Below are 18,391 nucleotides of genomic sequence, written 5' to 3'. Positions count from 1 at the left end.
CAACCCTTCCTCTATAATAATAATATCAATTAGTTTACGATGTTTTCATACAATGCATCTCATTACCATAAATGAAAAACTGAAAGAGCCATCAAAGTCAAGATAAGAGGAATAGAATGATGTTACGTAATTTGGTACTTGGCTTATGCATCATTTTGCCAATCTCAGGATGGTCAAATCAAGCAGATATCACACAAAACAGCCCTGAAATTTTAAGTGATAACTGGGTTAAGTGCTTAACGAAATATACGGAACAACAAGCTTCAAGCACAAAAAACAGTGAAGATTTTATTGCTAAAAATGCCTATAAAACATGTAAAAAAAGTGGGGATGCGCTATTAGCGCTTGATATCAAGGAGAACATTGATTTAGCCTTAGAACACCCTGATGTGACTCAAGATCCTGTGGAATTAAATGCCCTCAAAAAACGTATCAAACTTGAGCAAGAGAAAATATGGGAAAACAGTTTTAACGAGCGTATGGCTCCGATGCTTAAATGCATTGTACTTTACACACGCAATGGCCAAAACGATTACTGTGATGAATTAATTTCTGTGGGTTTACCGCAATAGCTTAGTTGTATTCTTCATGGCGTTATTAAAATAATCTATTGGGACAGTCAATAACCAAGAGAAAAATTTAATTTATAGACATACTCCCCTAGAGAGCTACTTTTTCATCGGGGAGCGGCTATTGCACTCCTAGCCTTAAATATTCATTTAATAACCACGAATTCGATAACAATAACATTATCTAGCTCAGCGCAATGGAATTTACCAATAATCAAGTATTGCAGGGTTCAAAAATAATGAAAACAAAAAGTTAGCGATAACTCTTAGTAAAGTTAAGGTTCGTTGAAGCGCTTGATTTACTTGGGATTGGAAGACTTTGGAAGACGTTACTAGAAGTGAAGATGGCGGAGGAGGAGAGATTCGAACTCTCGGATGGTTTCCCATCGGCGGTTTTCAAGACCGCTGCCTTCAGCCGCTCGGCCACCCCTCCGCAATGACGTGCACTATAAACATCCTCTTCGTGGATGTAAACCCCTAACTTGTTCGTTCGCCTTAAAAATATACGCATTTCAGTCTGTTGGGTGAAAATATCAACATTTTAATTCGTTCGCTTGGGTTATGGGCTCATTTTTGCTAAATTTGTACTCTGTTTTTTTGGGATTAATAAAGTATGTTGCTGTTTAACAATCAAGAAATTGAAACGGACTCTCAAGGTTATTTGCTCGATAGCCAACAGTGGTCAGAGGAACTCATCCCTTTACTTGCGCAAGAAGAAGGCATTGAACTGACTCATGAGCACTTAGAAATCATTCGTTTTGTGCGTAACTTCTACTTAGAATTTAATACATCCCCAGCGATCCGCATGTTAGTTAAAGCCGTTTCGCAACAATTTGGGGAAGAAAAAGGCAATAGCCGCTATTTATACCGGCTCTTTCCAAAAGGGCCAGCCAAACAAGCGACTAAACTTGCTGGCTTGCCTAAGCCTGTGAAATGTATTTGATTTCTTACTAATAGCGGACATTAAAATCCGCTATTGGTGCCGTTTGCCAGCTTTCACTAAAAAAATGATCAATTTTAGCCCCTGGTGGCCCACCCGCTTTCAACCAGTCATCGACAAATTCAATATCTTGCTCTGAACCATAAATCGCAAGTTTTACACTGCCGTCTTCACGGTTGCTCACAAAACCTTTAAGCCCATTTTGATTGGCCCAATGATAGGTCTGATAACGAAAGCCAACCCCTTGAACTCGCCCATAAATATAAAAGTAACGGCCTGATGTTGTCATGTTCGCCTCCTTTTTAGAGCATAATAGTGTAGTTCTCTTTTTTAGCTGTTGTTTTTTACGCGTTGAACAGATAATCTGCTAGTGAGGCACTGCTTTTTCAACGTTGCATATAAAGACAGTGTATTGCGTTATTGCTAATTGTCCATACGTTAACTTGAAAACACGTAACACTGCCCACATATAGATTGAAGTACAAGCAAGGCTATTAGGAGGTCGCTATGATGATCACCAGTAAATATGGAATCGGGCAACAAGTCAGACACAAACTTCTCGGCTATTTAGGGGTCGTTGTTGATGTGGACGCTGAATATTCGCTCGAACAACCACATGATGATGATATTGCCTCAAACAGTACGCTACGCGATCTGCCTTGGTATCATGTTGTTATGGAAGATGACAATGGGGATGCTGTTCATACTTATTTGGCTGAAGCACAAATTACTTATGAATCTGCAGATGACCATCCTGAACAACCTTCGATGGATGAACTTGCAGAGTCAATAAGGTCTCAGTTGCAGGCACCGCGTCTGCGTAACTAATTTTTCTTCTCATTAATGAACGCAACCGTAAAGCAGCACTTAGCTGCTTTACTTTTTAACGATTAAGTAAAATCATTATTTCTCAAGTCCCAAAGCTGGAATGTCTTGTTTTGGGCATCTGTCCATCACAAACTTCACTCCCGCTTCTAACGCAATTTTTTGTGCCTCTTCGCTAATCACGCCTTTTTGTAGCCACAAAACATTTGCCTTAACAGCGACGGCTTCTTGCGCGATACCAACAGCAGCTTCTGCATTACGAAATACATCCACCATATCTATTGGTTCATTAATGTCACTTAACTTTCCATATACCAACTGGCCTAACAACGTTTGCCCTGCTAATTTTGGGCTGACTGGAATGACGTGATAACCTTGATGTAATAGGTATTCCATGACTTCATAACTGGGTCTATTAACTTTTTCACTCGCACCGACTAATGCTATGGTCTTCACACTTTTTAAAATTTCAGCAATTTCTTGATCTTTCATCAAAATATCTCCCAAAATCAGTAAACTATTCACTAGCATTATGATATATCTGGTACATCTTTGCCCAATCAATTTTAACGATATTTAAAGTCCATCTGACTTAAGGGAAAACCATGGAATCAACAACCCGTATCATAGGTGCCTCAAAAAATATTGCTTTGGTTGCCCATGACCACTGTAAGTCGTCTTTGCTGTCTTGGTCTACGAAAAATACACAACGCCTGCAAGCTCATAAATTGTATGCGACGGGAACAACCGGTAATTTGATTAACCAGCACACAGGCTTGCCAGTTACGAGTATGCTAAGTGGCCCAATGGGGGGAGACCAACAAATTGGTGCCATGATTGCAGAACAAAAAATCGACCTTTTGATTTTCTTTTGGGATCCACTCAATGCTGTCCCCCATGACCCTGATGTTAAAGCCTTACTGCGCTTAGCAACCGTGTGGAACATTCCTGTTGCCACCAATCCTGCAACCGCAGATTTTCTCATCACCTCACCATTTTTTGATGAGGCAATCGATATTGTCATCCCTGATTATCAAAGCTACCTAACCAAACGCACAAGCTAATACATCGATTGCCCTGTGCCAAACACGTTCAGCACAGGGCAATATCATTACGGTTTTTTCTGCCTTGGTACACCTAATTGCCTGAGCTCCTCAACAAACTCCGATGGGTTTTCAGGGTTATAGAGTAGCCAAACTTGCTGTTTTGCACGTGTTATTGCAACATACAGTAAACGCCGTTCTTCTGCATTCTCAAATGATTCAGGTTGTGGCAATAATGCTTCTTCAATAATTGACTCTCTTGCTGGTGCAGGAAATCCATCTTTTCCACTATTGAGCCCACAAATAATAACATGATCAGCTTGTTGCCCTTTTGATGAATGGATCGTCATAAATTGGATATTCAGCTTCGGCCAACGTGTTTGCGCTTTATTTAGGATCTCTGGTTTTAAATAATGATAACGCGCTAAAACCAATATTATTTCATCATCAAGCACATACCCGCTCATTTTATCTAACAAGCGCTCCAGCGCCTCTTCATGCAAAAGAACGACAGATTTTTTATTACCTTTAACCAAGCTATTCAAAGGCTTATCTAACTGGATAGGATTCTGTAAAATAAACTGGTTAGCAATGTCACCAATACGCTCATTAAACCGATAAGTGGTGTCCAGAGCACAAAGCTCCCCTTCACCAAAGTTATGTTCAAAAGATGTTGTCAAATCCAGCTCTGCGCCACTAAAACGATAGATAGCTTGCCAATCATCACCTACCGCAAACAAGGTTGTTTGCTTATTTTGTTGGCGTAAAGCTTGCAAAAGCTTAGCCCTTAACGGTGAAATATCTTGAAATTCATCGACTAAAATATGTTTCCATGGACTAATAAATCGCCCTTTTTCAAGGATATTAATCGCTTGATGGATCAGCCCAGAAAAATCAACCGCCCCCTCTTCTTTTAGCGCGTTCTTCCATGCTTTAAGTAACGGAGCCATCAACTTAATACGCTTATTAAATAACTCTCGTATCTCTTCTGGGGCATTATCCACCATCTCTTTTTGGCTACCGCCATGCATTCGCATCAAACTTAGCCAGCGTTCTAAACGTGCAACGACTCTCTGGGTTATCTTTTCGTTTTGCCAGAACTCGCCATCTGGAATATCCCACATCAGCTCGTCACTCAGCCACTCTCGCCAACCTTTAGCTTGCGCTTTTTTACTTGAACACTGCTCGCGCCACTCTTTTAAGAGTAACGCTTGGCGTTTTTTAGTGTTGCTTTCTAGTTCACTGACTACAGGGGATTTTTTACTGCCTTCTCGAATAATATGGAGAGCTAAAGCATGAAAGGTTTTTGCTTGAATCTCATCTTGTTGCAAACGTAATTGAATACGCTCATTCATTTCATCTGCGGCTTTACGACCAAACGCTAACAGTAAAATTTGCTCTGGCTTTGCCAATCCCCTTAGAACTAACCAACCCACACGAGCCACTAATACAGACGTTTTGCCGCTTCCTGCCCCCGCAAGCACAAGTACGTTATCTTCACCATTGATAACGGATAAAGACTGAGAATGATTGAGCGGTGATGATTCCACTTGCTGAAAGAAATCGTGGTAACGAGTCAAAATAGATTCACACCATTTCTCATTGATTTTCTTACGACACTGTTGGCTATGATTCAGCCACTGTAAGCATAATTGGTACTGTACCGAACAATTTTCGAACTGTGAAATTCGGGCAAGAGGTAATGGCAGCGACGAAAACTGTTGTTTAATATTATCTTTAATCACCGTTAATTGGCGTAAACTCAACCATGCATCTTGCTGTGATATTTGCTCAATTTTATTAACCAACTGAGTGAGAACCTCTGCACTCACTTGGCTCATCTCTCCACTCCATTGCTGCCATTTTTCATTTAAATAATGAAAAAAGCGCTGAGTTTGTTTCCATTCAGTACCATGCAAACGAATGACTTGCTCGTTTACAATTTCAAACTCTAACTCCCCCCAGACAATACCCCGCTTACAACGAAGATCGATAAGTTCATTAAAAGGGATAAGATATTGGTGATTTTCACCGCTAACTTCAATACCTGCGTTGAGTAAGCGAACCCGATTGTAGGGATGCTGAGCCAGACGCTGTCCAATCTGTGTTGATTTCAGTTCCATACGTCCTGCACCTAAGAATATCAATGACTAAAATACGTTGGCTTGATTCCAAACGGTTTTTTATTCCGAGTAAACACGCTATCCTATAAGGAATAGGGATTTTCTTACCTTTGAGGTACTTTGTGCTAACGCTGCTTACCAGTTATCGTCGTGTGCTCTATAACAGCCATATTCTATATTATATCCGAATCTTTATAGCCCTGACAGGCGCAACCTTATTACCATGGCTCTTAGGTCAAGAGCCAAAAATCACCATTCCGCTTACATTAGGTGTCGTTGCTGCTGCATTAACTGACTTAGATGATAGGCTAACTGGCAGAATAAAAAATCTAATTATTACCCTTTTTTGTTTTTTTATTGCCTCAGTTTCTATTGAGCTTTTATTTCCTTACCCTCTATTTTTCTTTTTTGGATTAGCATTTTCCACCTGTGGATTTATTTTATTGGGTGCGTTAGGGCAACGTTATGCCACCATTGCGTTCGGTGCATTATTAATTGCAATCTACACCATGTTAGGTGTCCCAATTTTCGATACATGGTACCAACAGCCAGCCCTTCTTCTAACAGGCGCAATTTGGTATAACCTTTTAACCTTAATCGGCCATATTTTATTTCCAGTTCGGCCATTGCAAGATGCCATTACGCAGTGTTACCAACAGTTATCTGCTTATTTAGATGCTAAAGCTAGCTTATTTGACCCCGACCTTGAAGATGATTATCAGCAGTCTGTTTATGATTTAGCGCTAGTTAACAGCAGCTTAGTTAATACCATGAACCAAACAAAAAGCGCATTACTTAGCCGCTTAAAGGGCGACCGAGGGCAAAAAGGGACGCGCAATACTCTGCATTATTATTTTGTTGCTCAAGATATTCATGAGCGTGCCAGCTCATCCCATATTCAATATCAACAGCTTAGCCGTACACTTCGCCATCATGATATTTTATTCCGTTTTCAACGATTATTAACTATGCAAGCCCGCGCTTGCCAACAAGTTGCTCAATCTGTGTTATGGCGTAAACCATACCAACACAATCCACGCTTCGAACGTACATTCGCTTACCTTGAAAATTCCTTGCAACTCCTCAAGGAGCAATCTCCTACACTCCATGAAATCAAGGCATTACATAATTTATTGAAGAACTTGAAAGGTATCGATGTTCAACTTAAAGGGCTGAGCCTTGAACAAAGTGCATGGCAACAAAATAATAAGCAAATTGAGCAATTATCCGATGAATCGCTCTCAGGTTTTAGCGATATTATTTCACGCATTAACCACCATTTAACGCCAAAATCCTCTCTATTTCGCCATGCGGTGCGAATGTCAATTTTACTTTGTACAGGTTATGCAATTATTCAATTGTTTGATATGGAAAGAGGCTATTGGATTTTGCTCACCAGTTTGTTTGTCTGCCAACCTAACTACAACGCTACTAAACGACGTTTAGCACTACGTATCATCGGCACGCTTGTGGGGATTATTATCGGCTTACCGCTCCTTAATTTAATCCCTTCAATAGAAGGGCAGCTTACTCTCATCGTGATTTCAGGGTTGTTATTCTTCATGTTCCGAAGCAGCCAATATGCCCAAGCCACGCTTTTTATTACTTTGTTGGTTTTATTCTGTTTTAACCTACTCGGTGAGGGCTTCGATGTCGCACTCCCTCGAATTATCGATACCTTAATTGGCTGCTTTATCGCATTACTTGCGGTAAGTTTTATTTGGCCTGATTGGAAATTTCGCCAACTACCACAGGTTGTACAAAAAACCATGGATAGCAATTGCCGCTATTTAGATGCGATTTTAGTACAATACTACCAAGGAAAAGACAACGGCTTAGAATACCGAGTGGCGCGGCGTGAAGCACATAATAATGATGCCGAATTTGCTTCCATTGTCTCCAATATGGCATCAGACCCTAAATCTTATCGAATAACTCAAGAGCAGGCATTTCGTTTATTATGCTTGAATCATACTTTATTAAGTTATATTTCTGCCCTTGGTGCTCACCGAGAGAAAATACAAAACGAAGAGAATTTAACCTTATTAAATGATGCCATTTATTATGTCGAATCTTCTCTACAAATTACCACGCTAGATCCATATATCGTTGATGAAAAATCAGAAAAGTTGCGTGATAGCCTCTTACACCGTATTGACAATATTTCAGCGAGTGATGATGAAAAAACATTGTTAATCATGGAGCAAATTAAGCTTTTGCTTGAGCTTATTCCTGAAATAAAACAAATGATACAGCAAATCAGTTCATCATAAATATTACAGATGAGCGGGTATTAAAATATAAAGCAAGCTCTTAATACCCGCTTGATTTCTGTTTTATACAGTACTATCGATTAAACGGCTTTAGTAAGCACCTTTATGATGACGCAATCACATTGACGTTAATTCAAAACTATTATACCAGGCAATCAGCTCTTGCTTAATTGTCTTCGGTAATACTGCACTGTGGCACCCTTCAATCGCGGCGGCTAAACCAATCAACAACGTAATACTTGGCTTATGCCTTCCATGTTGTTTTAACTTCATAAAACAGGCTTTTGCACCGACCATACGTAAATCGTCAGCATGTAAGATCCCTATCTTCCCCAAAGCCCTTTCAACAGACATATTCATATTCGGTAAATCTTTTATTCTACGCGTTGTAACCTGCTTTTGTTGCAGTTCCTCAACAGCAGAATGGTAAGCAATTTCAATAAACTGTAGAAGGCGCTTTTCGTCACACCACATTTGCTCTGATAGCTGGTAATAACGCATTTCCAATGGGATACCTTTTTTAGTATAGACAAGCCTATCAAGACCCGAGGCCTCAAAGTGGCTTCGCGCTAACAAACACCCTCTGAGATAAAAATGCCCATCCAGTAATAATCCCACAATTGCATCATCGACTAATAAACAGTATCCACCAAAGTGGTTTTTGCGCTTAAGCTCACCCAACCGGTTTAATAAACGGTACAAATAAAAAATTTTTTCTTCTGATAACAACATTACCTTAACTCCTTTTTGGGCCTGGTTAACTTTCATCCTTGAGAAAATTAATTTTATTATTTCTTTCATTACAACCAATTACGCATAACCAATTCTGAGAGTTTCAATAAAAAATGCCAAGTAGAATGCATAGAAAAACACCAAAGTTGCGAAGCGCTTTGAAAAAATAGTCTTGATATTGGATGGATATACAGTTACTGTATGTTCATACAGCATTGTTACGAGGTGAATTATGAGCATTTATTCTTGGAATAACACAACAGAACATTCTCTTAATAATTACACTCAATCTTTCCAAACTGCGGAGCCAACCAACGGCTCAATGCAGCAAGGTATGGTGAGTGAACTTGTCTACGATGAAAAACATCCTATAATGGATTTCATCTTGTTGCCTATGCTGCGTCAGTTTGGTGTTCAATCACGTTGGTTACTGTGGTTAAGCCCAAACAAAAAACTTAGTAAACACTGGTTAGAACAAGCGGGCATTCCTACACATAAGGTTATGCAGCTAAATCATATGGCACCAATAACCACCATTGATGCAATGGAAAAAGCATTAAAGAGTGGTAATTACAGTGTTGTTTTAGGATGGCTACCTGAATTAAATGAACAAGATTTTGTTCGCTTACAAGACGCAGCACAAGAAGGTCATTCTATCGGCTTTATTATGCGTCCACAAAAAACATATAATATGGTGAGTATGCAATCAGGACAGCTAAACAACCTAAAAATTCATTCAACTCACTATCACTAACCAAGATTAAGAATTTTCTTACTAAATTTAACCTTTAGAAATATTTATCCCTAAAGTGAAATGAAAAGCATTGAAGATCAATCAGATAGATAAAAAATAATCATAATAAGAAATATACATATCTCTCTGATTTATACACTAAAAAAATACTTTTTTTAACGTTTATTGCTCACTCTACTTGTATCTTTCTAAGTTCGTTGTAGACTTTAGCTTGTTAAGCTTATGGCATTATTTTTTACTTTTATTAATTTTTTGTAGATAATGTCTGCGAAACCTAGCAAGTAAATTGAACCAATGGCGAATAATAAGGCTCATTGAAGCCATGCCAATATTGGATGATAACGAGGCGTAAAAATGAAAAAAACAGCTATCGCAGTAGCAGTGGCAGTAGCCGCTTTTGCAACAGTTGCTCAAGCAGCTCCAAAAGATAACACTTGGTATACAGGTGCTAAATTAGGTTGGTCTCATTACGAAGACACTAAATTCAACTCACCAGAAACTGATTTACACGTAGGTAAAACTACCGATCGTGATACTTTAGGTGCTGGTGCATTTGCTGGTTACCAATACAACCAGTACATGGGCTTTGAATTAGGTTACGACTGGTTTGGTAAAATGAAATACAAAGGCGCTGGTAACAGCGGCGACCTGAAATCTATGGGTGTTTCATTAACTACTAAATTAAGCTATCCAATCATGGATGACTTAGACGTTTATACTCGTCTGGGTGGTATGGTTTACCGTACAGAAGCTAAAGCTAATCAAACCGAAGGCCGTTTCAAAGACACAGATACTGGCGTTGCTCCTGTATACGCATTGGGTCTTGAGTACGCAATCACTCCAGAGTGGGCTACTCGTTTAGACTACCAATGGGTTAGCAACTTAGGTGATAAAGACAATATCGGTACTCGTCCAGACAACGGCATGCTGAGTGTTGGTGTTGCTTACCGCTTTGGCCAAGAAGAAGCACCAGTAGTTGCTCCAGCTCCAGTTGTTGAGCCAGCAGCTCCAGTTGTTGAAAACAAACGTTTCACACTGCGTTCAGACGTTCTGTTTAACTTCAACAAAGCTTCTCTGAAACCAGAAGGTCAGCAAGCTCTGAACGAACTGTACAACGAGCTGAGCAGCATCGATCCAACTCAAGGTCGCGTACTGGTTGTTGGCTTCACAGACCGTATCGGTTCACAAAACTACAACCTGCCACTGTCACAAAAACGTGCTCAGTCAGTTGTTGATTACTTAGTATCTAAAGGCGTTCCAGCATCTGCAATCGCAGCAGAAGGTCGCGGTAAAGAAGATCCAGTAACTGGCAACAAATGTGACGCTGTTAAAGGCCGTGCTGCTCTGATCGAGTGCTTAGCGCCAGACCGTCGCGTTGAAATCGAAATTCAAGGTACAACTGAAGTTGTTACTCAACCAGGCGCTTAATTCTTAGCCCTAGTTTGAATTTTGAACTAAATACAAAGCCCCAATTGCGATTGGGGTTTTTTTTGGCTTAAAACTATGGGAACTTTAGCTTATTCAAAATCTATTTTAATAATAGCTAATCCAACTTTTTACTAATCCAGTTAAGATACCTAACGATCATCCATCATTGTATTATTCATCAGCACGATTTTTTGTAGTGCCTAGTATTGCTTGGAGATCCTGTTTCAATGTACTCATCTGATTTTCATATCTATCTTTATGTTCCGCATCTTCGATCAACTGGATGATAGTTTCTGACAATGTTTTATTACGTTTTACCGCTAAATTAGATAAACGCTGCCAAACTGAAAAATTCAAATCTATTGATTTTTTTCGTGTATGCGGGTGCTCTGCATTAAAATGGCGTTTACGCCTAGCTCGAATGCTTTGCTTCATCCGGTTATCAAGATCAGGATTCATATGCAGTGAAATCCATTTAAGCACTTCGCTAGGTCTATTCTCCGTTTTTAACAGCAATTCTATCGCTTCTTTTTCTGCGCTTCGTTCGATGTAACGGGTAATCGCTTCGCCAGCACGTGCTTTATTTACGAGATACTCCCATTTCCAGCCACATTCAAGATTTTCAAGCTGCTGATATTTCATAATTTTTCCTGAAGAAAACCGAACCTATCTTTATATTAGCAATATTATAAACAAAATGCTCAAGCAGAAATTCGATTTAGTTAAATATTCATTTTTTCAGCAAAGAAAGTAACCATTTCTTGTCTAAATAGTGTAGAATCCGCATCCACCTGTTAACAATTTTATCATCCTGCATGTCCACTTTTGAAAACATACTCGTCATCTATGGGGTTGGCGGCCTATGTGCAATGTTATTCACCCTATTTGTCACGAAAGATCCAAGCTGTATTATGCGTCTACTCAGTGCTCTATTAATTGGCTTCACTTGGCCAATGACACTCCCTGTTGTGCTCATGTTTTCGTTATTCTAATCGATATTTCAACAATTATTGCTGCAAGATTGCCTATCAAAGGCTAATATAACAGTCTTGCCCACTGGGTAATTTACTGACTTGAAAATCGTTTATAAAACAAACAATACGAATGGTCAATTGACCGAATAAACACAATCAAGTACATGCGCCCAGCTAACTGGCAGGCATTTTATTTATAACCCTATTAATAGCAGATAATCATAGTGATCAGTCAAGAACTAACATGGCAAGGCCTAATTCCTAATTTATCGTCATTTCAGACACATTTAGTCTCTTCAGAATCTCTGAATCCCGCAACATTTTCCGATGTTCAACCTCGGTTGTTTGATGGAATGCAGCGTTTCGTTAAGGAATTAGCGCATACCCGCTTTATGTTTATCAAATCTGATGAAAGTGAGGAGTATCTTCGCACTTATGCAAATGCAATTAACTCATTACTAGAAAACACATCAGTCATTGATGGGGATTATCAATTATCTGAAGATAAACATTCTTTCCAGTGGAAAGACGGCATCAAAAGCCGTTTTTCAACTCAGCAATCTATCGCTTACCGGCATTGGGTAGAACCAGAGCAATTATTGGGTTATGTTACTCCATCATTACAACTCGTCCCGGGCCTAGTTCACCAAGTTAATGGTGGCGTGCTTGTAATAGCAGCAAACGCACTAATTAGCCAACCACTTATGTGGAACCGCCTAAAAAACATGGTTAATCGACGCCAATTAGAATGGTTGCCCTACTCTGAAAATCAACCATTACCTATTGCTATAGAGCCTCACCCCCTTGATCTCAACGTCGTGGTTGTTGGGGATAGACTCGCATTGGAAGAACTTGAATATAGTGCACCTGAAATCTTCGATAGCGCTATTTATGGGGAATATGAACCTATCATGTTCTTCGAAGATGAAGAACAATTGTCCCTGTGGATGAGTTACATCAAATCCATTATAGAAACAAATTCATTACCTAATATTGCAGCTGATGGGTGGGTTCCTTTTATTCAGCAAGCAGCGCGTTATTGTGAAGATAAATTCAATCTACCACTAGATACCCCTTGGTTAACACGCAGCTTGATAGATGCATCCCATTACCCAATCAATGGGCAGCTTACGCAAGAGTCCTTTACCAAAGCAATTGAAAACCGCTTATGGCGACACAGTTTTCTAGCTGAACGTACGCAAGATGATATTTTACAAGAACAAATATTCGTCAAAACAGAAGGCGAAGTTATTGGCCAAATCAATGGATTATCTGTCTTGCAATATCCTGGGCATCCAGAAGCGATTGGCGAGCCATCTCGGATTACCTGTGTTGCTCACCTTGGTGATGGCGAATTCACGGATGTTGAGCGCAAAGCAGAACTTGGCGGTAATATTCATGCTAAAGGCATGATGATCATGCAAGCTTACTTAAACTATGAACTGAAACTGGAGCAACCACAACCATTTTCAGCATCAATTGTTTTTGAACAGTCATATGGTGAGGTTGATGGTGATAGTGCCTCTCTCGCTGAACTATGCGCGTTAATTAGCGCCTTAGCCTTACAGCCTATTGACCAGCAAATTGCAGTGACAGGTGCTGTTGACCAGTTTGGTTATGTCCAACCAATCGGTGGAGTCAATGAGAAAATTGAAGGTTTCTTCGATATCTGCGAAAAACGCGGCTTGACAGGTGAACAAGGTGTAATTATTCCCATGGCTAATGTGCGCCATTTATGCACCAAAGCAGAAGTGGTTGAAGCTGTAAAAGCGGGTCAATTCCATATTTGGCCTGTCGAACATGTTGCTCAAGCCATTACATTATTAACGAAACAACCTTACTTTGAACAGCAAGTGGAAGAAGATAACGTACACTTGTTAGCTTTAATTCAAGAACGTATTAACCAAGCCAACTCCCCTGATAAAGCCAGACTTCCTTGGTTCTTGAAGTGGATGAGTTAAGTAAAGATTGCGTAAAAAATAGCAGATCGGAGTTGTTCAGCGTACAAGTGTAAGCTATCCTGTACCTCTACACATAATAAAGGCTATCTGAAGAACATGGTTGATAAACGCGAGTCCTACACAAAAGATGATTTAATTGCTTCTGGAAAAGGCGAGTTATTTGGGGAAAATGGCCCTCCACTGCCATCAGGAAATATGTTGATGATGGATCGCATCGTCAAAATGACCGAAGATGGTGGCACCTTTGATAAAGGCTATGTCGAAGCTGAGCTTGATATTAATCCTGAACTTTGGTTTTTTGGCTGTCATTTTACTAATGACCCTGTTATGCCTGGTTGTTTAGGTCTTGATGCTATGTGGCAGTTAGTTGGTTTTTACCTCGGCTGGCTAGGTGGCGAAGGCAAAGGCCGTGCTTTAGGTGTGGGTGAAGTTAAATTCACTGGCCAAGTTCTGCCAACAGCAAAAAAAGTCACTTACCGTATCAGTTTCAAACGCGTGATTAACCGTAAGCTGATCATGGGCTTAGCTGATGGTGAAGTATTGGTTGATGGTAAATTAATTTATACCGCAACGGACTTAAAAGTCGGCCTATTCAAAGATACCAGCGCTTTCTAAGTCACTGAAATGCAAACCTCCGCAATTGCGGAGGTTCTTAAATTGAGTGATACCTTTAATTTAAAAACCCACAAATAATTCCAAAAGACAGGCAGGTTATTTAACCTAAAGGTTCAGATAATAGTGGAATTAAACAACGGCTACGGTTCGATCCTCCATCGCTTTACGCCAACCACCTAACCAGTGCGAACGAGCATCTACAGCCTGATATGGACACAATTCTTTAGAGCGCCCTGCTAAACCAGCTTGATAACCTCTTGATAAAGCTCTTTCTAAACGGTCTCGCTTCTGTCTTTTCATGCCTTACTTCCCTCATCATTTAAATGGAAAAGAAAACAGCACCTACTATTTCTTAATAGGTACCCTATAGAAATAGCGCCCACCGAACAGAAAATCAAGTAAAGATTTTCATATATTTGTCATAATTGGCATAAATGTGACTTGTATAGCCCATTTATAACAACCATTTGAATTTATTAAGGTTTATGAATATTTCTTTAATAATCATCATTTTAGAATAACTAAAAACGACTATTTTTAAACCTATCCTAAAAGCGTGTTTAAACAGAATTTCTAATGACAAAAAAATGCACCTCAGGTAATAGTAATCATTACGTATACCTAAAGTGCACTTAGAAAACGAATTAAAAGATGATTAATTAGTGTTTATTAATTTCATCAGCAATCCCTTTGGCAACTTGCTGCCAACCCGTAGCTAACGTACGGACTAATTCAGGATAACCATCTTCCTGCTGATCCAGTTGAACATCAAAATTACGACGGATCACATTTTTATCCTTTGAGTATGTCCAGAAACCTTGAATGAGCACCTTACCATCATAACGACCATTAAAAGCCGTGAGTGTAATATCTAAGGTATCTGGTGAGTTTTGTAGCGGCTGCAACGAAACTAGTTTTTCAGGTAACGCCGCTGACAATTCACTCACCATTGACTGCCCTAGTTGCTGCTCTAATGGGCTTGCCCATAAGTGTGTACTTGCATTGGTGTAGCTTACATCTGTCGTTTGATAAGTGATGCCGTTCGACGTCAATACATCCGATAACATAATGCGCTGCAACCATACTTGGCCTTTATTCATCACCGCCACAGATTGTGTTTCAGAAGCGTGTATTGGCAACTGGTAATACATTTTTTCTGGTGTACTACTACACGCAGCCAACAACAAAACAAATATCGATATCAGATATCTCATTATTTTTTAACTCCTTTCGGCTGTACATCCTTAGTTGGTTCGGCTTCAAAGACTAATGCATTACTCTTATTGTTTAACGTTCTTAACAGTGGCTGAACTTCTCTCAAGACTTGGTCTAAACGTTGCATATTATCCACCATCTTATTATAAGCAGGTGAGCCTGGTTGGAAGCCTTGCATTGCGCGGTTCATTTCTTGCAACGTTTTTTGTAAATCATGTGGTAAATTTTGGAACTCTTTACTTGCCATTACTTTATTCAGTTCAACTAACATTGCATTGGCTTCTTTTACCACTTTCTGACCTTCTGCTAACGTTTGTGTGGTTTGGTTCAACATAGGCTCAATTGGCATATTGTTGATTTTATCCAGCACAGCAATCACTTTTTGCTGAATCTGCGCTAAACCACCACTGGTCGTTGGAATAATTTTATACCCAGCAACCACCGTAGGGCCTTTATATGGCTCAGCATTAGGGACAAAGTCTAAATCAACAAATAGTGCCCCAGTCAGTAAATTACCCGATTTCAATGATGCTCTTAACCCGTCTTTCATTGCTAATTTTAATTCATTTTTTAAATTAAAATTCGCGCCTACATCTTTAGAAAAACGCTCTGGTTCGATATGAATAAGGACTGGAATTCTAAAATCATTATCCAGTGATTGATCTAAACCCGCGGTATAGAACGGAACCTGTGCAACAGTCCCTAAACGAATACCCCGGAATTCAACAGGTGCCCCAGGCTGCAATCCACGTACAGAATCAGAGAAAAAGAGAACAAAGTCTTGGTATTGGGTATACAGTGAATTTTGAATACTGCTTTGGTTATCAAACAGTTCAAACTCTGCATTTTCCTTAACACTGGCTCCAGGAACCCATCCCGCAGGGACATCAAAACTTACACCGCCAGTTAATAAAGTCGCAATTGACCCCATTTCGACATGTACACCTTGAGATGACATATCAAAGGCAATGCCACTGTCTTTCCAGAAACGCACGTTTGAACTGATCAGCTTGTCATAAGGCGCATTAATAAACAGTTGATAACGCATATCGCGCTTGTCCATATCAAAGTTACTGGTTTCGACAGAACCTACGCGGTAACCACGGAATAAGACAGGGTCGCCAGGGTTGAGCTGCCCCGCTTTATCACTGGCTAGAATAACACGGATACCTTTAGCATCAGGAGATGCTAGAGGAGGTGTATCTAACAAGGTGAATTCAAAGTGTTCTTTTGCTGCAAGACCAGGCTGAAGCTCAATATAAGCCCCTGAAAGTAACGTTCCTAGGCCTGTAACACCATCGCGACCAATTGCAGGTTTAACAATCCAAAATGCCGAGTCAGTACGAAGTAACTCTTTCATTTCATTATTTAAACGCGCTTTGATGATGACGCGACTAAAATTGTCATCTAGCGTCACACTTTCCACAACACCGATATCGACACTGCGGCTTTTAATTTTGGTCTTACCAGCTTCGATCCCTTCAGCATTGTAAGTGATCAATGTCACTTCTGGGCCTTGGTTACTAAAGTGATAAAATAAGATCCACGCCCCAAGTAAAACGGTGACAATTGGGATCACCCAGACAGGTGACCAACTTTTTAGCTTACTGACTTTGGCATTGGCCTGTGGTGTTTCTTGTGAGGTCACCCTATGGCTCCTTCTTGTTCAGCAGTATTCACTGCATGTTTCGCATCACAACGATCCCAAGTCAATCGAGGGTCAAATGTCATCGCCGCAAACATTGTTAAAATCACGACAACACCAAAGAAAATAATCCCCATCGCAGGAACGATGCTCATTAACTGCCCCATTTGGACTAAAGAGGCCAAAATCGTAATCACAAATACATCAATCATTGACCAGCGACCAACATATTCCACCAGCTCATAAATAAAATGCATACGATGTGGATCGCGGTTGCCATACCCTTTTGAATCGAGGCACAACCAAGCAATCCCAATCATTTTCAGCGTAGGAACCATAATACTGGCGACAAAGATAACCATAGCAACGGGGTATGAACCATCTCCCCACAGCAAAATAACCCCATCAATAATTGTGGAGTTTAAGCCACTGCCTAATGTGTTTGTCGTCATCATCGGCAGCACATTTGCAGGAATATATAACATAATGGATGTCACAAGCAGCGCTAGTGTCCATTGTAAACTTTGATGCTTACGAACACTGCCACGGGAGTGGCAACGTGAGCATTTAGATTGTTCCGCAGGTAAAATCGCGGTACAAACCAAACACAAGCGTATATTTTGGCTGATACCTGTTTGCCCCACTTTCAATGGATGTGCGAGCTTTGGTGCTGCTTCAATACGATTCCATAACCAGTGTCTATCTAAGCATTGGAAGGCTCTCACCTGTAACATACAATATATACAATAAGGCAAAAAACTTAGCCCAATGCCAATATCGCCGTAGGCAATCAATTTGACGAAACTGACTAAAACACCCGCCAAGAAAATTTCCGCCATACACCACGCTTTCATTTGGAATAAAATCCGCGTGATCACCACTTTAATCCCTTTAGGAATATGAACTTGTAGCCCTAAAAGGATAATGGTGACCATACAAAAAGCAGGTATGATTAAAGAGAAAAACAAGAAAAATAGCGCCAGACCGCTATAACGTGTCGTGGCGATAATTTCGATAATTTGAAAAAGCGAAATTTCGTTTTCAATACCCGCCGCGCTCATTTTCACAAAGGGAAATAAGCACGCAATGAATAGCATGACCAACGCGCTAAACGCATAGGCAGCTGGCTGCTTATACGGATATCGCCACTTTGAAACTAACGTCGTCTCACAGCGTGGACAGGTTGCTTTACTGCCTTGCTCCAGTTCAGGAACCGCAACCAGCATATCGCACTGAGGACAAAGCACATGTTCATGAGACTCATGGGTACACAAAGAGTATTCGCTCCTCTAAT

At 40.1% G+C, this 18,391-nt stretch carries 19 protein-coding genes and 1 tRNA gene; 10 read left to right on the top strand and 10 right to left on the bottom strand.

The features are described 5' to 3' along the window. Positions 1 to 116: 116 nt before the first annotated feature. Positions 117 to 572: a hypothetical protein gene (locus KDJ85_RS00265; protein ID WP_225817888.1), complete on the top strand. Its 456-nt coding sequence runs from the start codon at positions 117 to 119 to the stop codon at positions 570 to 572. Positions 573 to 914: 342 nt separating this feature from the next. Here KDJ85_RS00265 and KDJ85_RS00260 read toward each other — a convergent pair. Then, a tRNA-Ser gene (locus KDJ85_RS00260) sits at positions 915 to 1,002 on the bottom strand. A 180-nt stretch (positions 1,003 to 1,182) separates the two neighbouring features. Here KDJ85_RS00260 and tusE point away from each other — a divergent pair. After that, positions 1,183 to 1,512: a sulfurtransferase TusE gene (tusE, locus tag KDJ85_RS00255; RefSeq protein ID WP_225817886.1), complete on the top strand. Its 330-nt coding sequence runs from the start codon at positions 1,183 to 1,185 to the stop codon at positions 1,510 to 1,512. 7 nt (positions 1,513 to 1,519) lie between these two features. Here tusE and KDJ85_RS00250 read toward each other — a convergent pair whose 3' ends face one another. Then, positions 1,520 to 1,798: an acylphosphatase gene (locus tag KDJ85_RS00250; RefSeq protein WP_206086682.1), complete on the bottom strand. Its 279-nt coding sequence runs from the start codon at positions 1,796 to 1,798 to the stop codon at positions 1,520 to 1,522. 218 nt (positions 1,799 to 2,016) lie between these two features. On the opposite strand from KDJ85_RS00250, the gene hspQ reads away from it, so the two are divergent. Beyond that, a complete protein-coding gene (gene hspQ, locus KDJ85_RS00245; RefSeq protein ID WP_206086681.1) occupies positions 2,017 to 2,337 on the top strand; it encodes a heat shock protein HspQ in 321 nt (106 codons plus the stop codon). A gap of 75 nt (positions 2,338 to 2,412) precedes the next feature. Here the strand turns inward: hspQ and KDJ85_RS00240 are convergent, their stop codons facing one another. Further along, positions 2,413 to 2,826, bottom strand: a complete 414-nt coding sequence (locus tag KDJ85_RS00240; RefSeq protein WP_225817884.1) for a CoA-binding protein — start codon at positions 2,824 to 2,826, stop codon at positions 2,413 to 2,415. 113 nt (positions 2,827 to 2,939) lie between these two features. Here KDJ85_RS00240 and KDJ85_RS00235 point away from each other — a divergent pair, with 113 nt between their 5' ends. Then, positions 2,940 to 3,398 carry a methylglyoxal synthase gene (locus KDJ85_RS00235; RefSeq protein WP_225817882.1) on the top strand — a complete coding sequence of 153 codons (459 nt, stop codon included), beginning with the start codon at positions 2,940 to 2,942 and terminating at the stop codon, positions 3,396 to 3,398. Positions 3,399 to 3,445: 47 nt separating this feature from the next. Here the strand turns inward: KDJ85_RS00235 and helD are convergent, their stop codons facing one another. After that, the gene (gene helD, locus KDJ85_RS00230; RefSeq protein ID WP_225817880.1) at positions 3,446 to 5,500 is read right to left on the bottom strand and encodes a DNA helicase IV; all 2,055 of its coding nucleotides are present in this window, start codon (positions 5,498 to 5,500) and stop codon (positions 3,446 to 3,448) included. Between the two features lie 122 nt (positions 5,501 to 5,622). On the opposite strand from helD, the gene yccS reads away from it, so the two are divergent. After that, positions 5,623 to 7,773: a YccS family putative transporter gene (gene yccS / locus KDJ85_RS00225; protein WP_225817879.1), complete on the top strand. Its 2,151-nt coding sequence runs from the start codon at positions 5,623 to 5,625 to the stop codon at positions 7,771 to 7,773. Between the two features lie 117 nt (positions 7,774 to 7,890). On the opposite strand, the gene KDJ85_RS00220 is transcribed toward yccS, so the two are convergent. Further along, positions 7,891 to 8,505 carry a TfoX/Sxy family DNA transformation protein gene (locus KDJ85_RS00220; RefSeq protein ID WP_225817877.1) on the bottom strand — a complete coding sequence of 205 codons (615 nt, stop codon included), beginning with the start codon at positions 8,503 to 8,505 and terminating at the stop codon, positions 7,891 to 7,893. A gap of 232 nt (positions 8,506 to 8,737) precedes the next feature. On the opposite strand from KDJ85_RS00220, the gene sulA reads away from it, so the two are divergent. Together sulA and ompA are read left to right on the top strand one after the other, a co-directional pair. Next, positions 8,738 to 9,259, top strand: a complete 522-nt coding sequence (sulA, locus tag KDJ85_RS00215) for an SOS-induced cell division inhibitor SulA (RefSeq protein ID WP_206086675.1) — start codon at positions 8,738 to 8,740, stop codon at positions 9,257 to 9,259. Between the two features lie 354 nt (positions 9,260 to 9,613). Further along, positions 9,614 to 10,687: a porin OmpA gene (gene ompA, locus KDJ85_RS00210; RefSeq protein ID WP_225817875.1), complete on the top strand. Its 1,074-nt coding sequence runs from the start codon at positions 9,614 to 9,616 to the stop codon at positions 10,685 to 10,687. Positions 10,688 to 10,858: 171 nt separating this feature from the next. On the opposite strand, the gene matP is transcribed toward ompA, so the two are convergent. After that, the gene (gene matP / locus KDJ85_RS00205) at positions 10,859 to 11,329 is read right to left on the bottom strand and encodes a macrodomain Ter protein MatP (RefSeq protein WP_225817873.1); all 471 of its coding nucleotides are present in this window, start codon (positions 11,327 to 11,329) and stop codon (positions 10,859 to 10,861) included. Positions 11,330 to 11,502: 173 nt separating this feature from the next. On the opposite strand from matP, the gene KDJ85_RS00200 reads away from it, so the two are divergent. From KDJ85_RS00200 to fabA, 3 genes are all read left to right on the top strand, one after another. Beyond that, positions 11,503 to 11,679 (top strand): GhoT/OrtT family toxin, encoded by a 177-nt coding sequence (locus tag KDJ85_RS00200; protein WP_225817871.1) that lies wholly within the window; start codon positions 11,503 to 11,505, stop codon positions 11,677 to 11,679. A 206-nt stretch (positions 11,680 to 11,885) separates the two neighbouring features. After that, the gene (locus KDJ85_RS00195; RefSeq protein ID WP_225817869.1) at positions 11,886 to 13,622 is read left to right on the top strand and encodes an AAA family ATPase; all 1,737 of its coding nucleotides are present in this window, start codon (positions 11,886 to 11,888) and stop codon (positions 13,620 to 13,622) included. Positions 13,623 to 13,718: 96 nt separating this feature from the next. Beyond that, positions 13,719 to 14,237 carry a bifunctional 3-hydroxydecanoyl-ACP dehydratase/trans-2-decenoyl-ACP isomerase gene (gene fabA, locus KDJ85_RS00190; RefSeq protein ID WP_047756798.1) on the top strand — a complete coding sequence of 173 codons (519 nt, stop codon included), beginning with the start codon at positions 13,719 to 13,721 and terminating at the stop codon, positions 14,235 to 14,237. A 129-nt stretch (positions 14,238 to 14,366) separates the two neighbouring features. Here the strand turns inward: fabA and rmf are convergent, their stop codons facing one another. The 4 genes from rmf to pqiA all read right to left on the bottom strand — a co-directional run bounded on the left by rmf (position 14,367) and on the right by pqiA (position 18,371). Then, the gene (gene rmf, locus KDJ85_RS00185) at positions 14,367 to 14,537 is read right to left on the bottom strand and encodes a ribosome modulation factor (protein WP_004909639.1); all 171 of its coding nucleotides are present in this window, start codon (positions 14,535 to 14,537) and stop codon (positions 14,367 to 14,369) included. A 359-nt stretch (positions 14,538 to 14,896) separates the two neighbouring features. After that, the gene (gene pqiC, locus KDJ85_RS00180; RefSeq protein WP_225817868.1) at positions 14,897 to 15,451 is read right to left on the bottom strand and encodes a membrane integrity-associated transporter subunit PqiC; all 555 of its coding nucleotides are present in this window, start codon (positions 15,449 to 15,451) and stop codon (positions 14,897 to 14,899) included. Further along, positions 15,451 to 17,100: an intermembrane transport protein PqiB gene (pqiB, locus tag KDJ85_RS00175; RefSeq protein WP_225817865.1), complete on the bottom strand. Its 1,650-nt coding sequence runs from the start codon at positions 17,098 to 17,100 to the stop codon at positions 15,451 to 15,453. Before pqiB ends, pqiC begins: the two co-directional genes overlap by 1 nt. After that, positions 17,097 to 18,371 carry a membrane integrity-associated transporter subunit PqiA gene (gene pqiA / locus KDJ85_RS00170; RefSeq protein WP_225817863.1) on the bottom strand — a complete coding sequence of 425 codons (1,275 nt, stop codon included), beginning with the start codon at positions 18,369 to 18,371 and terminating at the stop codon, positions 17,097 to 17,099. Before pqiA ends, pqiB begins: the two co-directional genes overlap by 4 nt. Positions 18,372 to 18,391: the final 20 nt, after the last annotated feature.

This window comes from Providencia vermicola, assembly GCF_020381325.1.
GTDB lineage: Bacteria > Pseudomonadota > Gammaproteobacteria > Enterobacterales > Enterobacteriaceae > Providencia > Providencia vermicola.
The sequence above is the reverse complement of the archived record's forward strand: the minus strand, read 5'-3'. Positions and strand labels throughout refer to the sequence as shown.

Coding starts and splice junctions, on each gene's coding strand:
- hspQ (WP_206086681.1), top strand. CDS start 2,017: ATGATGATCACCAGTAAATATGGAATCGGGCAACAAGTCAGACACAAA.
- ompA (WP_225817875.1), top strand. CDS start 9,614: ATGAAAAAAACAGCTATCGCAGTAGCAGTGGCAGTAGCCGCTTTTGCA.
- rmf (WP_004909639.1), bottom strand. CDS start 14,537: ATGAAAAGACAGAAGCGAGACCGTTTAGAAAGAGCTTTATCAAGAGGT.
- KDJ85_RS00240 (WP_225817884.1), bottom strand. CDS start 2,826: ATGAAAGATCAAGAAATTGCTGAAATTTTAAAAAGTGTGAAGACCATA.
- KDJ85_RS00265 (WP_225817888.1), top strand. CDS start 117: ATGATGTTACGTAATTTGGTACTTGGCTTATGCATCATTTTGCCAATC.
- KDJ85_RS00200 (WP_225817871.1), top strand. CDS start 11,503: ATGTCCACTTTTGAAAACATACTCGTCATCTATGGGGTTGGCGGCCTA.
- sulA (WP_206086675.1), top strand. CDS start 8,738: ATGAGCATTTATTCTTGGAATAACACAACAGAACATTCTCTTAATAAT.
- fabA (WP_047756798.1), top strand. CDS start 13,719: ATGGTTGATAAACGCGAGTCCTACACAAAAGATGATTTAATTGCTTCT.
- pqiC (WP_225817868.1), bottom strand. CDS start 15,451: ATGAGATATCTGATATCGATATTTGTTTTGTTGTTGGCTGCGTGTAGT.
- KDJ85_RS00235 (WP_225817882.1), top strand. CDS start 2,940: ATGGAATCAACAACCCGTATCATAGGTGCCTCAAAAAATATTGCTTTG.
- KDJ85_RS00220 (WP_225817877.1), bottom strand. CDS start 8,505: ATGTTGTTATCAGAAGAAAAAATTTTTTATTTGTACCGTTTATTAAAC.
- KDJ85_RS00250 (WP_206086682.1), bottom strand. CDS start 1,798: ATGACAACATCAGGCCGTTACTTTTATATTTATGGGCGAGTTCAAGGG.
- helD (WP_225817880.1), bottom strand. CDS start 5,500: ATGGAACTGAAATCAACACAGATTGGACAGCGTCTGGCTCAGCATCCC.
- tusE (WP_225817886.1), top strand. CDS start 1,183: ATGTTGCTGTTTAACAATCAAGAAATTGAAACGGACTCTCAAGGTTAT.
- matP (WP_225817873.1), bottom strand. CDS start 11,329: ATGAAATATCAGCAGCTTGAAAATCTTGAATGTGGCTGGAAATGGGAG.